This is a genomic window from Edaphobacter sp. 12200R-103 (genome assembly GCF_010093025.1).
Classification (GTDB): domain Bacteria; phylum Acidobacteriota; class Terriglobia; order Terriglobales; family Acidobacteriaceae; genus Edaphobacter.
The window spans coordinates 420273-435012 of record NZ_CP048114.1; the positions used below are offsets into that span (position 1 = coordinate 420273).

Genomic DNA, 14740 nt, shown 5'->3' on the forward strand with positions numbered 1-14740 from the left:
TCTGTGCGGTTGTATCTGTCTTACTTGAGTGATGAGTCTTCTGTGAAGCCCACTCCTAAAACAAACGGGAGTGAGATCAGCGTCTCCACTCCCATCCGGTTTATTCTTCTGTGCAAACCTAGAAGGTGTAGCGCAGACTTGCCTGCATGGAACGCTGGCCAGTCTTGCTGGTTACACGTCCGAAGGTTGAGCTGGTGGGGTTTGTATCCGGAGCCGACAGGTTCGGGTGATTCGGGAAGTTGAAGGCCTCGAAACGGAAGGTGAGGAACTGGTTCTCAAAGGTCTGGAACTTTTTTTGCAACCCGGCGTTGAAGTTCATCACACCAGGTGCCCGAAGAATATTGCGGGTGTGCTGCGAGGTGAAGGTGTTGGCTGCGGGAGCGGCAAAAGCCTTCGGATTGAACCAGAAGTTCTGGTCCGAGGTTCCAGCAGAAAATTTTCCATCCGCACCCAGGCGAGCGCCGTCCACCGTGGAGTAGAACTGCGCTCCTCCACCTGCACCCACACCTGCGATATCCGTTCCGGTCGTAACCGAAAGAGGAACGCCTGTCTGGAAGTTGTAGATCTGCGAGATCTGCCATCCGCCGAGGACTTGGTTAGCAAGACGGCTTCCGCTGTGGAACGGAATCTCGGTGATCGAGTTCATCGTAAAGGCCTGACGAATATCATAATCCGAGGCGCCGCACAGAAACTTCGGATCGTAGAAGTTCGGCAGAAAGTTCTTCTGGAATGACCCGCAGTCATTTGCGTGAGCATAGGTATACGCGAGGCCAAAGCTCACACCCTTCTGGAAGCGATGATTCAGGTCAAGTTGCAAACCGTTGTAGGTAGAGCCAGAGCCCTGCCACACGATCGTGATCGGACCATAGCCTGCATACGGACGATAGGAGTTGATGTTGAGACCAGCTGCTTTTGCAGCCGCAACAGAGCCAACCGGAGCCTGGTTCATGTTTGCCTGGAACTGTCCATGCAGACCGCGGCGTCCCACATAAGCCACACCAAGCACGGTATGGAGGGGAAGCTCGCGCTCCACTGACAGGTTCCATACGTACGATTCAGGCTGTGGCGAGCTTCGATCCACGCGGCCGGAGATCGTCGGGAACGACCCTTGCGCGCCGCCGCCGGGATTGTCCGCGCTACCGCCACTGATGCCAGCGTACGATTGCAACGGTGGCGCGCCGCCTTCGAAGACACCGTCCGAAACACCCTGCCGGCTCATGTAACGGCCAAATCCCGAACGAAGAACCGTCTTCTGGTTCACCGCATACGAGAGTCCGATACGCGGCTGAAAGGTCGTGTAATGCACATCCATATAGCCGCGCGGCAGGTTATGGAACAGGTCGTTCGCCGCACCGGTATTTGCCAGTGCAACGTGCGCCTTGGCGCTCTCGGTAAAGCCATTGCCGAACAGAACCGTACCGTTCAACGGATCGCCCGAGCCCGGAATGGGATTGCCATTGACGTCGAGCTTCACTGCATTTGCTGCATTGTAGAAAGCAGGATCAAAGGTGCCGATATTATTCCAGAGACTATAGAAAGGACGCACGATCGAGTAACGCATGCCGTAGTCCACATGCAGCTTCGGAGTCGCTTTCCACGAGTCCTGCGCGAAGAACTCAAACATGTTCGAGCGATAGGGAGTCTCCGCACGGGCGCCAACCTCGGCGTAGCTGGAGAAGAGGCCCAGCGCAGCATCGGCCAGATCGAGTCCCGTACCAGCACGGTTTGCGTTGGTGAATTCGAACTTGCCGTTCTGGTTGTTGGTCTGTCCCGGCACGCTGTTCTGGCCGGAGATCTGGTCATAGTCGTTGTACTGCACACGCTCATACAACGCACCCGCACGCAAAGTGTGGTTGCCCATAATGTGCGTAAAGGTATCGGCATAGTCGAAGGTGGCTCCCTGCGAATGTGAGGGATACGCGCTGCCGTCCATGCCGGTAACATAGGTGCTGCTCAGGAACGATACGGTCGGAATCTTGTTGGGGAGATCCTTGCCGTCGGGAAAGAGGAACGGGTAGTTCACGCCGTACTTCGTACGGTTATAGAGGCCGCTGCTGGTGTCGATGAACAGACGGTCCGCACTGTGCGCCACAGTGATCAGGACTTCATTCATCGTATTCGGGCTGAAGCTACGAACCCAGTCGAGCGAAGCCGTCTGGGCCGGACGATTAAACACACGCGGTACAAGGCTGTAGGCTGCCGAGAACGGATTGTTTTCGTAGTAGTAGAAGTGTGTCAGACGGAAACGGATATAGTCCTTGTCCGTCGGAATGATGTCCAGGTTCCCGGTGTCGATCTGCTGCGTCTGCGGATGCTTCGCAATCTGCAACAGATTCTGCGTGCCGACGAGGAAGCCCGGAGTCGGCGTGGGGAAGATCGAGAGCAGACCAACACCGTTTGGGCTCAGGCGATCCTTGGGAATAATGTTGCCGGGGAAGCAGGCAGGCCCGCCGCTTACAGGATCGCAGGTACCCGCTGCCTTCGGGTCGCGGATATGCGTCGCAATCGAAGAGAAGTCACCGCTACGAAAGGCTGGATTGGGCACCGTCACAGGCTTCGTATCCGTGCCCGGATAGCGAACAAAAGCCTCCGAGTACAGGAAGAAGACCTTGCCCTTGGGAATCACGTGCGGAACATACAGGGGCCCATTCACGCTGAAGCCGAACTGGTTATAAGTAAATGGCGCAACGTAGTTCGACTTCACGCTTTGCGGGAGTGTTGGATCATTGTTGTTGGCAGCGTGGTTACGAACCCAAGTGTTGGCGTTGAAGATCGGATTCTGCAGATACTCGTAGATCGAACCGTGAAACTTGTCCGTACCGGCTTTTGTGATGATACGAACCTGTCCGCCGACCGAACGTCCGTACTCGGCAGGATAGTTTGTAGCAAGCACCTGGACTTCCTGCACGTTTTCCAGATCGACTACGCCAGTCGAGTCGCCATTGGCACGAACACGCACAGCAACAGCGCCGTCATAAGTCACTAGATTATCGCGTTCACGAGCGCCGTTAATGTTCAGTCCGCCAAGGCCGGTGCTGAACTGAAAGTTGGACACGTTGCCGCTGGTGCTGGTTACGCCGGCCTTCAGCAGTGCCAGGGTGATGGGGTTACGTCCGCTCAGTGGCAGCATCTCTGCCTGTTTGCTCGTAATCACACGGCCAAGAACGGTGCTCTCCGTTTGAATTGCCGTCTCCTGCGCCGAAACCTCCATAACATCGCTCGTGCTTCCCACTGTAAGCTGCAGGTTCGCAGTTGTGGACACATTGGGATCAAGGTTGTTGCCGTTACTAGTCGTCTTCTGGAAGTTGGTTGCGGTTACGCTGATGGTGTAAAGGCCCGGTGAAAGACTAGGGATCGTGTAATAACCGGAGTCGTTTGTTGCTGCCGTATGAACGACTCCTGTCGCTTCGTCGGTCACGGTTACAGTGGCTCCGCGAACTACTGCGCCCGACGAATCGGTAATGGTGCCGGAGACACCGGAGAGGTCGGACTGGGCATAGCCTGATACAGCCCCTGAGAAAAGAATGCATGCCGCCAGCGAAATGGGGAGGAGCCACTTTCGCTGGGCGAACGAAAAGGAACACTTGAAATTCTTCATAGGATTTTTTTGCCTCAAGATGGAATCCACGCAAACGCAGAGGGTTCAACTGAAATACAAAGTCCGACTGCGCTTGGGGCTTGGTCGATCATGGGCAACGGCAATGATCCAAACAAGGTGTTTTGAACCGTGTACGATCAGCACACCCGGCGTGTAAACGCTGCAGACAAAAGGCTTACCCCCACCCTTTCTTGCAAGATTTACAAAGTCCTCAAGAACCGCGCACACGGGTAAAAGGCTCTCCACTCCTGCTTCACAGTCATCTTCAGAAGAAATAAAACGGCGATCACGATCGCATCCCCAAAAAGGTAAATGCCCTCAGTTGAGAGCAGGAAATCAGCGCATATCGTGCCGAGGATAGAGCAGATATAAAAAACGTATGCCCTTCCCTGAAAAGAAGAACAGGTACGTACTCATACGTTTCAAAGCTGTATTGCGAGATGCTTTAGAAGGAACCAATTCGTTCCAGCACCATCTGCGGAGCGGCTGCATTGGAGGCTACATTTCCAGCGCCAATCAATACCTCGAACGGTTGGAATCCTCCGCTGGGCAGTCGCGCGCGGCGCAGAGTCGGTTCCAGCAACGACGGTGTCAGCAAAAATGTCTCGGCGGCTTGTGTACCTGCTGTATTCAAACCCTCCACAATCAGCACATGGCCAGTGGCATTGAGATTGGGAAGGTAAGCAATCAAGCCGTACGTATGGTTTTGAACCCCCGGTGCGCCATAGATTGGTTCCTCGCCCGGACGAGGATGCACATTCACAATCCCCGAAGGTTTCTCGTTATCGGCATGGATGCTGAAACGAAAATTCATATGTGCCTGAAACAGCTCCGTCCACGGATTCGCTTCAATGGAGCCAATCAGAATTGCATTGCCATCGCGAAGATCATCCATCCTCAGATCGCGCGCATAGCGAACGATCATGCGTTGAGGATTCACCTCACTCAACTGTCCAAGGTGCGAGGCCAGGTCCAGATCTACCACGCTGGTATAGCGTCGTGATCCCAGCTTCATAATCTCGGCAGCGTCCGAGTCGCCCACCGTCTGAATCTTTGTGCGATAACTTCCATCGAGATAACTGGCCAACGGTACCGGTCGCTCCGTAAGCCGCTGCATAATCACTAGTCCATCGTCCGAGGGCACAACAAACGTATCGCGCTTGCTGCTGAAGAGTTGTGCCCACAGGTCCTTCGACGCAATCTCCGCAGGAGAAGCGGTAAGACGTTTCAGCCATATTGGTGGGAAGAAAACAGTGAACAGAGAACCCAGCAGAAACCCCGCGATCAGCAGGAGAACCGCTGCATACTTACGAACAAGTCTTGCAAACCCGAGGGTCTCGTTCGTACCGGTCGCTTCGGATTCCTCCACTGTCAACTCTTGCGTCGTGGGTTCCTGTTCCGTAATCATGCTATCTGCCAAATCAGGAATATCCACTGTTTCGACGTTTTCAATAAACTGTAGATCGCGGGGAACCTCTAGTTGCGCAACATCGGAGATCTGCTTCCTATGCCCGGGCGAAAAGACAGGGGTATAGCCTCCGCGCGGAATCTGTAGCAGAAGCTCCTCTCTCTTTCCCTCTTTTACAAAGTATTCTTCAATGCGTTTGCGCAGATTGCGGGCATAGCTGCGGACGATATTGTCCTCGTTGGTGTCGTAACCTTCCGGTCGACCAAAAACGAGAACTCCAATCTGCTGCTCCGTAATCTCGTCGCTGCGATTGTGAATGTGGCGATCGACCACGTAGAGCAGGAAGTCCACCATAAGGCGCGAACGCCCCAGGCTGCTACTGGCTGCAATGCGCTCGGCAAGTTGCCAGCGTGGATCGTCTTCACGGCTGCTCGTGGGTGCGTCCGGTCGCAGGGAGAAGTCCCCCGTCCTACTCCTCGGCGATGACTCCAGAGCATGCATAGCTTAATGATCTATTTCTTTTCTTACTTTAATTTTGTCTTGTGAAGATACCGTCAATCGAAATAAAGCCCTGTAAGGGACTCCAAAACGACTACCATACGGCTCAAAACGCAAGGCAGTTTCCCCGTCAAAGAATCATGAAATAGGGGGGGCATGCGAAAGGCTTTGCTTCGCTGACGCGAAAGTACACTGAAGTCCATGAACGCTTTTGATCACCATTTTTTAAACTAAATGAGATCAATAGATAGATTGGTGGAGGCGGCGGGAGTCGAACCCGCGTCCGAAAAAACCTTCGTCAGAGAGCTTTCATGCTTTTTCCTGTTCTAAAGTCTCGTCAACCGCGCTTAGAACGGACAAAGATGCGCCGCTGACCAGCCTGATCGATCTCGCTTTCCCCGCTCAGGCGGTGCAGGGAAGAGCCAGCCTACTGTGCGACGATCGGTACGGGCCCATAGGCGAAGCCCGAGCGATCGGCTACTTAGTTAATTAAGCAGCAAGTGCGAATTGAGGTTCGGCACTTATAGTTTTGTGAGCGATTACGGGTGTCCACACCCCGGCATGCCTCTCTGCCGCAAGCAATCCCGTCGAAGCCGTGACGCCCCCATCTGGAGCTGGCACCAACATTGCATTGGGCCCTGCAAAGAACTGTTTATAGTATACGCCGCCGGCCGCAGCGAGGGTGCGCGCGCGTATCAGGCGAAGGCCAGGATGACTGCTCCGATTGCGATCAGCGATGCTCCGCCGATCTTCAGAGGAGTGAGCTTCTCCCCGAGAAACAGCCAGGCTCCCAGGATCACAAGAACGACGCTTAACTTATCCACGGGAGCTACGCTGGAGGCCGGACCAAGTTGAAGCGCACGAAAATAGCACAGCCACGAGAGCCCGGTCGCTATGCCAGAGATTCCTAGAAAGAGCCAGCTTCGCGGTGGTATCTGGGCAATTCCATGAGGGGCTTCAAAGGTCAGGGCGATCGCCCAGGTGAAGACGACGATCACTGTTGTCCGTATGGCAGTAGCCAGATTCGGATCGATCCCGGCGACCCCAACCTTTGCCAACAGCGCAGTGGCTGCAGCAAAAAACGCCGAGAGCATCGCCCAGAAAAACCAGCCCATAGACTTGAAGCCTAGCCCTCTTCTCCTCGATGGGTGAAGAGCGAGCGTAGTAGCTAGAGAGATGCGCCTTCCAGGTTTACATCCTGCCAGTCTCCACGCTCGATCCCCTTCCGAATCTGTGTCGGCGTTTTCCCGGCCTTGGTCTGTTGATAAGCGTAAACGGCTTCGCGCATGCAGGTCGAGCATGCCGCTCCATGGGTTCCTTCGAAGCAGCTATGCAGGCTGTTGTGTCCCATGGCTCGATCACAGCGGCAGTAACATGGCATCTGATGTAAGACCGCCGGAATCTTTGCTGCCATTTTATAGGCAGTCACCTGATAGGAATGCGAGAAGTAAGGCCCCGTTAATTGATTCCCGCTCATGATTGGGGGAAGCGGTTTCACAGGCGGCTTGGCGTTGTAAGCCGGAATCTCCACGGCAGGATTGCTCCATTGCGCCGATGCTGCAACTGTTATCAGGCCCAACACAAAAAGACCAAGAATCCGCTTCATGATCCCATTCTAGGCAAAGCAGCTAAAACGTGGGAGCAAAAAAAGACGGCACGAACGAAAGTTCGTGCCGGGAGGCCAGTGACGCAACTTGTGTCAGCCGAGGATCGAGCACTCAAAGCTGAAATCTGTCCGGGACCGATCATCCCGTAAAGAAAATATACCACAAAATGGAAAATCGAATCCTGAAAATATGGGGCACCATAGATTTTTTTTTGTTCCGGAAGATATCAAATGACGAAATATTGGCGTAAGCCACTTATTTTCTGTGTTTTCAGGGAGTTTCCTCCTCTTCATTTTTTTCTGATTTTCTTTCGGGTGCTCTTCCAAAAAATGGATAAAGGCAGCCGAAAACAGAAAAGGCGGCGACGAAATTATGCGTCCTGTGAGTACGCCAATGTCTTTCTGCCGCTCCTGGGCCTGTGCATTTAGAATCAAGAAACTGCTGAAAACTAAAAAGAGACGTGCATGACGGCCATCACTGAGAAAAAAAAGGCTCTTACCTTCCAGGAGCTCTTATTCAGGCTTCAACGATTCTGGGCGGACCAGGGGTGTGTGCTTCAACAACCTTATGATGTCGAGGTAGGCGCCGGCACCATGTCGCCGGATACCTTCCTCCGTGTGCTTGGCCCAAAGCCAGTTCGGATTGCCTATGCGCAGCCATCCCGCCGTCCGGCAGACGGCAGATATGGCGAGAATCCCAACCGCCTCTTCCGCCACACGCAGCTTCAGGTCATCCTCAAGCCGCCTCCGGAGAGAATCCAGGATCTCTATCTTGAATCTCTGGAGGCGATTGGAATCGACCTGCGGGAACATGACATTAAGTTTGAAGAGGATAACTGGGAGTGGCCGGTAGGCGGCGCCTGGGGGGTTGGCTGGCAGGTCATGCTCGACGGTCTCGAGATCACACAGTTTACCTACTTCCAGCAGTGCGGCGGAATGGATCTGGACCCTATCTGTGGCGAGATTACCTATGGCCTCGAACGCATCGCAGGCTTCCTGCAGGACGTGGATTCCATCTATGACATCGTCTGGGCCGTTGAACCCGACACCGGCCGGCGGGTAACTTATGGCGAGATGCGCCTGGCAGAGGAAGAGCAGTTCTCGGCTTACAGCTTTGACTATGCTGACGTTCCCAAATTGTGGGAGCACCTTAAACTTTACGAGTCGGAGTGCCTTGAACTACTTGAAAAAAGCAGGAAGATGGATGAGATGGACCCGCTTGCACTCAAGCGCTTTCCCGTTCTCGGAGCCTATGAGTTGGCGTTGAAGTGCTCTCACGTCTTCAATCTGCTGGATGCGCGTGGCGCGATCTCTGTAACGGAGCGCGTCGGTGTTATGGCGAGAATCCGTTCGCTCGTTGTTGGGGTGGCTAGGGCGTATGCCGCACAGGGAGAACTTCTGTCGAAGGAAGTGAATTCCGTTGTCGTTGGGTAGCTCCAGTTGGCCTTTTTGAAAGCGGTAGAAGGGCACGGAAGCATATTCACCCCGGCCCACGAAAGATGAGTTATATAGATGGCTGATTTCCTGTTAGAGATTGGTATGGAAGAGGTTCCTGCACGAATGGTCGCAGGGGCCGAAGCAGAGCTGAAGCGTCGCGTGCTTGCTCTGTTGGAGCGGGAGCACCTGGTGCAGGAAGATGGGTCTGCCAAGAGCTTTTCGACGCCCCGAAGACTCGCGGTGTTCATCTCGAACGTAGCCGACCGTCAGGAAGACACTCGCGAAGAGCTGACGGGCCCCTCGGTCAAGGTGGCCTATAAAGACGGAGTCCCAACCCCCGCTGCTCTCGCCTTTGCTAAAAAAGCTGGTGTGGAAGTTGAAGCTCTCAAGGTCGTAACGACCCCAAAGGGGGAGTATCTTGCGGCCTCCATCCTTAAACATGGCAGGCGCGCATCAGAAGTTCTCTCCGAAGAGCTTCCCAGGGAGATCGCCGCTATCTACTGGGCTAAGAATATGTACTGGCGTCCCGGCAAGCCGGAGCGATTCGTAAGGCCGATTCGCTGGATGCTTGCGCTTCTGGGCGAACAGATCGTGCCTTTTGAGTTTGGCGGCAAGACCGCAGGCAAGGTGACCTACGGGCACCGCATCCTTTTTGGAGAAGACGGCATCGCGGTCAAATCGCTGACAGACTATGAGTCGGCCCTTCTCGACGCAAATGTAATTGCAGATGTCGAGGTCCGCCGTCAGAAGATTCGCAAAGCCCTCGATCACGTCACCCGCACTGTTCCCGGTGCGCGTTGGCGAGAAGACCATGGTCTGATCGACACCTTGACCCATCTGACCGAATGGGCCTCAGATCGCTCGGTAGTCCTCGGCAACTTCGAATCGGAATATCTCGTTCTGCCCGAAGAGGTTTTGGTCACTGTCATGCGGGGCCACCAGAAGTACTTCGCATTGGAGGATGAATCCGGCAAGTTGATGCCACACTTTTTGGCCGTCCTGAACACCGAAGCTGCAGAAGCGGGCCTTGCTGTGATTCGGCACGGCAACGAGCGTGTGCTGCGAGCCCGTTTTAACGATGCTCGTTTTTTCTGGGAGTTTGATCAACGTATTCCGCTGAAGGAGCGGACCAGTCTGCTCGAGAATGTCACCTTCCAGAAAGAGCTGGGAAGCTATGCGGACAAGTCCGCTCGAGTACGCGAACTTGCTCTTGAACTGGCAGAACTGGCGGTCTCACGCGCTTCTCAGGTAGACGCTGTCGCTCTGGACGAGGCCGCGCTTCTGGCCAAGACCGACCTGACGACAGAGCTGGTCAAGGAGTTCACCGAGCTTCAGGGGGTTATAGGTGGACTCTATGCCCAAGCACAGGGCATCTCGGCTGCAGCGGCGGATGCGATATACGACCAGTATCTTCCCGCTTCGATGGAAGACAGCGTGCCGCGAACGGTGGAAGGATCTTTACTTGCCATCGCCGATCGAGCGGACACGATCGCCGGAATGTTCGGGCTTGGCATGGAGCCCACCGGGTCCAAGGATCCCTTTGCTCTTCGCCGCGCCGCCAACGGAATCGTCAAAATCCTCGCAGAGAGCCCTACTCCTCTGCCGCTCACCCTGGGTGAAGTTGCCGGGCGGGCCACGCCGAACGAAGCGGTTGAAATCCGTGTTCGAGCCTTCCTGGTTGAGCGTTTGGAGTTCTATCTTCGTGAGGTTCGTGGAGAGGCCTACGATGTTGTCGCAGCCGTCCTGGCGGCGGGAAGCGACGATGTGCGCGATGCGATCGCCCGCGCACAGGCAGTCACCGCCGTTCGTGCGTCTGCGGACTTCGAGGCTGTAAGCGCCGCCTTCAAGCGGATGAAAAATATTCTTGGTCAGGCTAGAGAAAAAGGATACGTCGACCTGGATGCCCGGGAGACTGATGTGGAGAATGCGCATCCTACCCAGGCAAATCTCAGGCAGGCAGCCCAGGTGCTTCAACGCAAGGTGGAACAGCTTCGTGCCGAGCACCGATACATTCCTGCGCTTGAGGCCGTGGCTACCCTGCGTCCTCAGGTCGATGCATTCTTCGACCAGGTGATGGTGATGGATCCCGATGAGAAGATTCGCCGCAGCAGACTAGTCCTGCTGACCTCCATCCTTAAGAGCTTCTCCGGCATCGCAGATTTCTCAGAGATCGTTACCACCGGCTAAGGCCGAGTGAGTCGACTCGACTCGCTTCAGCCTCTGCTTCGAAGGATGACTTCAATTCAACCGCTGTAGTCTGGCGATCAGTTTCTCGGCCAGCGGTTCGCCGGATTCGGTCCATAGCAGGCGGCTGGAGATGCCGCAGTGTTTCTCGACTGAGAGCGTGAAGGCCAACAGCACCTCGATGTTCTGCTGGACGTGCTTCTGAGTCTCGAAGTCGAGAACCTCCTCCTGCTCTTCATCCATGATCCAGGGGGTATCCAGGCCAAAATCGACTCGGATATGCCCGTTCTGCTCATAGGCGGCCTGATCGAATTGTGGTCCGAAGCCGATGATTTTGACGGTGAATGGCTCGCGACGCCACAAAGTGTCGAGCGCAGCCTCTGAGATGGGAGCCTCGTTCGGCTCCGGCGCCCAGAGCCTCCATTTCATCTCGAACTCGTAGGCCATATCGTCGTGGAGCTGTTCTGTAGCTTCGGCCACTGCGTTCTCGATAATGGAATCCTCTCCAGTCTCGGAGCGATCGTCATTAACATAGACGCGCTGGAAGACAGGAGATTCGGTAAAGCTGAGGGGATAAACCGTGGCGGCAGAGACGCGTGTCTCACCACTTACCTTTGAAAACTGGCGCAGGATGGAGACAAGAGCGCCGGGAAGCGCCTCGAAGCGAAAGTTCGGGAACCACAGGCTGAGGTAGAGCTGGTCTGCCATCTCTATAGTGTACAGGCCCGTCAAAATGCGGCAGCAGACAGAGATGAGAAGATAGTAGGGAACGGTTCACGATGCGGGTTTCGGTAGATCGGCTACGGAAGGGGTTGCTCGCAGGTGCGGGCCTTCTGCTTTTGGTAATCGGCGGCTTTCTGACGTACGCGCATTACCGCACCCACCGCTTTCTGAAAGAACTCCCTAGCAAATTGGGCGCTGATATCCGGCAGGAGACAAACTCTTTCACCTGGTCTCAGACCGTAAAAGGAAAGACGATCTTCACCATCCACGCCGCAAAAGCGATTCAGCATAAGAATGGCAAGTACACCATGCACGACGTTGGAATCGTCGTCTATGGAAAGGGAGAGGGGCAGGCCAGCCGGGTCGATCGTATCTCCGGAAACGAGTTCGAGCTGGATCAGGCGGAGGGCATCGTCAGGGCCACGGGAGAGGTCCATCTCGATCTCCAGGCACCGGCATCCGGCAGCAACGCGATCCAGCCGATAGATCCTGTTGCGGTGCAGGACGAAGACCACAAGAATGCAAAGTTGATCCACGTCAAGACCAGTAATCTTGTGTATCAACAAAAGCAGGGCATTGCGACGACCGATCAGGAGATCGAATTCGAATACAACGGTCTGACCGGACATGCCACGGGCGCCGATTACAACGCTGACACCGGCGTTCTGTTATTGCACTCAGCGGTGAAGGTCAGCGGAATCAACAATGGCAAACCGATTCTCCTGAGCGCAACTCACGGTGAACTGGACCGCAGGGACCGTCGGATCGTTCTCGCCCAGGCCCGATTTGTCACCAGCGACGCTGAAAATAGCGATCCAGCATCCAGGCAAACCGTAGAAGCGAGGCAAGCAACCGCACTTCTTCGCACGGACGGAGCTGTTGAAAAAATTTCAGGCGATGCCGTCATCCTCACTTCAGGGGATGGCTCCAGAATCGCATCTCAGCATGGCGAGATGTTGCTGACGGGTGTAAGTAAGCCTGCGTCCATGTGGATGGCCGGTAACGTACGCTACAGCTTCAAGGAGCCAGATAGAGATGTAACAGGAGAGGCCTCGACGATGCGGACCAGCTTCGATCCCCAGGGGCATCCGGCAAAGGTAGTTCTTCAGGGCGCAGTGCATCTGCTGGAACATGTTTCCCCTTCAAAGATCTCGCAAGGAGCTACTGAGCGTGAGCTGACTGCGGCCAAAGTTGAGCTGGAGATGGCGACTGAGTTGGGCAAACGGTCGTGGCTGCGCAAGGCGGTAGCAACCGGCGATGCCCGGCTGCGCATCTCCGAACCTGAAAAGGAATCCGCGGGTATGCGTCAGAGCGCGATTCGCGGAGATCTCCTCACTGCTCAGTTTGTATCGCAGGATGGCAAGGAAAATCTTGCGTCGGTCCACGGTCAAGGCTCTGCATCGCTGGAGCAGCGGCGGCCTGATGGTTCCGTGAAGACCAGCTCTGCCGACCTCCTCGATGCGACGTTTCGTCGCGTCAGCACGGATCAGGCAACGGCGACGTCGTATTCTGACGGTCGAGAGACGCTTGATACGGCCTCCCTCTCCGGCCATGTCGTACTCACGAACCTTCCGCGTGGGAAGCAGCAGCCTGAGGACTCTGCATCAGCGGATCGGGCGATAGCACAAAGGGCCAGCTATGACGCGCGCACCGGCCGCGTTCTCCTGACGGGTGCTGTCGAATTGAGAGATCAGCAAAGCGTCCTTTGGGCGGACCGAGTCTCTCTCAACCAGGGGACGGGAGATGCCTCAGCAGCGGGTAAGGTAAAAGCGAACTTTCAGCAAAACTCGTCAAGCGAGCCAGTTCATGTCCTTGCAGATCGCGCAGACCTCAAAAAATCGAATGACACGGCGATCTTCTACGGCGCTGCTCACCCTGCGCGGCTTTGGGAAGGAGCCTCTCAGATTGAGGCCCCTGTGCTGCAGTTTGACCGTGCCAGGCAGCGCCTCATCGCGCGTGGTACACGCTCAGCCACTGGAGCTGCGGTTCAGACTGTTCTCGTCAGCACCGGAGACCGAACCCGACATCGCGAGCCTGCGGTCATTCGCATCACCAGCCAGGAGATGGACTATTCCAATGAGAAGCACACGGCGGATTTTACCGGCGGTGTGAAGGTCGATAGTACCGATGGGACCATGCACGGAAAGCAAGCTATTGCGTACTTTTCTTCTTCACTGCAGGACAAGCAAAATAATAAGTCAGCGCAGAAGCCTGGTTTTCTGCAATCTGGCGTGGAACGTGTTGTGGTCAATGGAGACATCGTAATCAGGCAGCACGAGCGGCAGGCCACAGGCAATCAGCTGGTCTACACCGCCAACGATGGTACCTTCGTCCTTACAGGAACAGCACAGCATCCGCCAAAGGTGATGGACGCTATGCGCGGTACCATCACCGGAAGAGAGTTGCGCTTCCGCGAGCAGGATGCCAGCGTTGTAATTTCTAATGGAGATGCAAACGAGACGGGCCCCAGGGTGCGCACGGAGACGCGGGTGAAGAAAGAGCCATGAGGACGCTATCGACGGAGGAGCTTGGCAAGTCGTACGGCGGCCGCCAGGTAGTAAAAGACGTAAGCCTCAAAATTGAGCAGGGCGAAGTGGTCGGTCTTCTCGGGCCCAATGGTGCCGGAAAGACCACAAGCTTTTACATGATTGTGGGCCTGGTGCGGCCGGACAGCGGACGCGTGCTGGCAGATGGCAATGACATCACTCGGTTGCCGATGTATCTCCGCGCGCGACAGCACGGCATCAGCTACCTTCCACAGGAGCCCTCGATCTTCCGCAAGCTTACGGTCGAGGACAACATTCTCGCGGTGCTTGAAACCCAGCCGCTCAGCTGGGAGGCGCGCAGGACTCGAACGGAAAGGCTCATCGAGCAGTTGAATCTTGCACACGTTCGCAAGACGCGTGGTTATGCTCTGAGCGGAGGTGAACGCCGTCGGGTCGAGATCGCCCGCTGTCTTGCTATTAACCCTGCTTTTATTCTGCTGGACGAGCCTTTTTCCGGCATCGATCCCATTGCCGTCATCGATCTGCAGGAGATCATCTTCGGCTTGAAGCGGTCAGGAATCGGAGTTCTGATTACGGATCATAATGTTCGCGAGACCCTGTCGGTTACCGATCGCGCCTACATCATCAATGAAGGGAAGATCTTCCGCGCAGGAACCCCTGGCGATCTGGGGAGAGATCCCGAGGTGCGAAAGGTCTATCTGGGAGAAAAATTTTCAATGGACTGAGCTATGTACAACTTCCGTTGTAAGATGGCTGTCCGCCGTGGGACGCGGGAAAAC

General features: G+C 55.4%; 9 protein-coding genes and 1 other RNA gene. 4 read left to right on the forward strand and 6 right to left on the reverse strand.

What is annotated here, in order from left to right:
* Positions 1-118: 118 nt before the first annotated feature.
* From GWR55_RS01860 to GWR55_RS01880, 5 genes are all read right to left on the reverse strand, one after another.
* Positions 119-3598, reverse strand: a complete 3480-nt coding sequence (locus tag GWR55_RS01860) for a carboxypeptidase-like regulatory domain-containing protein (RefSeq protein WP_162400736.1) — start codon at positions 3596-3598, stop codon at positions 119-121.
* Positions 3599-4043: 445 nt separating this feature from the next.
* Positions 4044-5507, reverse strand: coding sequence for a hypothetical protein (locus tag GWR55_RS01865; protein WP_162400737.1), 1464 nt, complete (start codon positions 5505-5507; stop codon positions 4044-4046).
* A gap of 250 nt (positions 5508-5757) precedes the next feature.
* Positions 5758-6110, reverse strand: a transfer-messenger RNA (tmRNA) gene (gene ssrA / locus GWR55_RS01870).
* A gap of 89 nt (positions 6111-6199) precedes the next feature.
* On the reverse strand, positions 6200-6619 hold the full coding sequence (locus GWR55_RS01875; protein WP_162400738.1) for an EamA family transporter: 420 nt from the start codon (positions 6617-6619) through the stop codon (positions 6200-6202).
* Positions 6620-6672: 53 nt separating this feature from the next.
* A complete protein-coding gene (locus GWR55_RS01880) occupies positions 6673-7110 on the reverse strand; it encodes a CYCXC family (seleno)protein (protein ID WP_162400739.1) in 438 nt (145 codons plus the stop codon).
* Positions 7111-7575: 465 nt separating this feature from the next.
* On the opposite strand from GWR55_RS01880, the gene GWR55_RS01885 reads away from it, so the two are divergent.
* Both GWR55_RS01885 and glyS read left to right on the forward strand, forming a co-directional pair.
* The gene (locus GWR55_RS01885) at positions 7576-8544 is read left to right on the forward strand and encodes a glycine--tRNA ligase subunit alpha (protein ID WP_162400740.1); all 969 of its coding nucleotides are present in this window, start codon (positions 7576-7578) and stop codon (positions 8542-8544) included.
* A gap of 78 nt (positions 8545-8622) precedes the next feature.
* Entirely contained in the window at positions 8623-10734 is a 2112-nt protein-coding gene (glyS, locus tag GWR55_RS01890) for a glycine--tRNA ligase subunit beta (RefSeq protein WP_162400741.1), read from the forward strand.
* 51 nt (positions 10735-10785) lie between these two features.
* Here the strand turns inward: glyS and GWR55_RS01895 are convergent, their stop codons facing one another.
* A complete protein-coding gene (locus GWR55_RS01895; RefSeq protein ID WP_162400742.1) occupies positions 10786-11439 on the reverse strand; it encodes a hypothetical protein in 654 nt (217 codons plus the stop codon).
* Positions 11440-11510: 71 nt separating this feature from the next.
* On the opposite strand from GWR55_RS01895, the gene GWR55_RS01900 reads away from it, so the two are divergent.
* Entirely contained in the window at positions 11511-13961 is a 2451-nt protein-coding gene (locus GWR55_RS01900; protein ID WP_162400743.1) for an LptA/OstA family protein, read from the forward strand.
* On the forward strand, positions 13958-14686 hold the full coding sequence (gene lptB / locus GWR55_RS01905; RefSeq protein ID WP_162400744.1) for an LPS export ABC transporter ATP-binding protein: 729 nt from the start codon (positions 13958-13960) through the stop codon (positions 14684-14686). Before GWR55_RS01900 ends, lptB begins: the two co-directional genes overlap by 4 nt.
* The last annotated feature ends 54 nt before the right edge of the window (positions 14687-14740 follow it).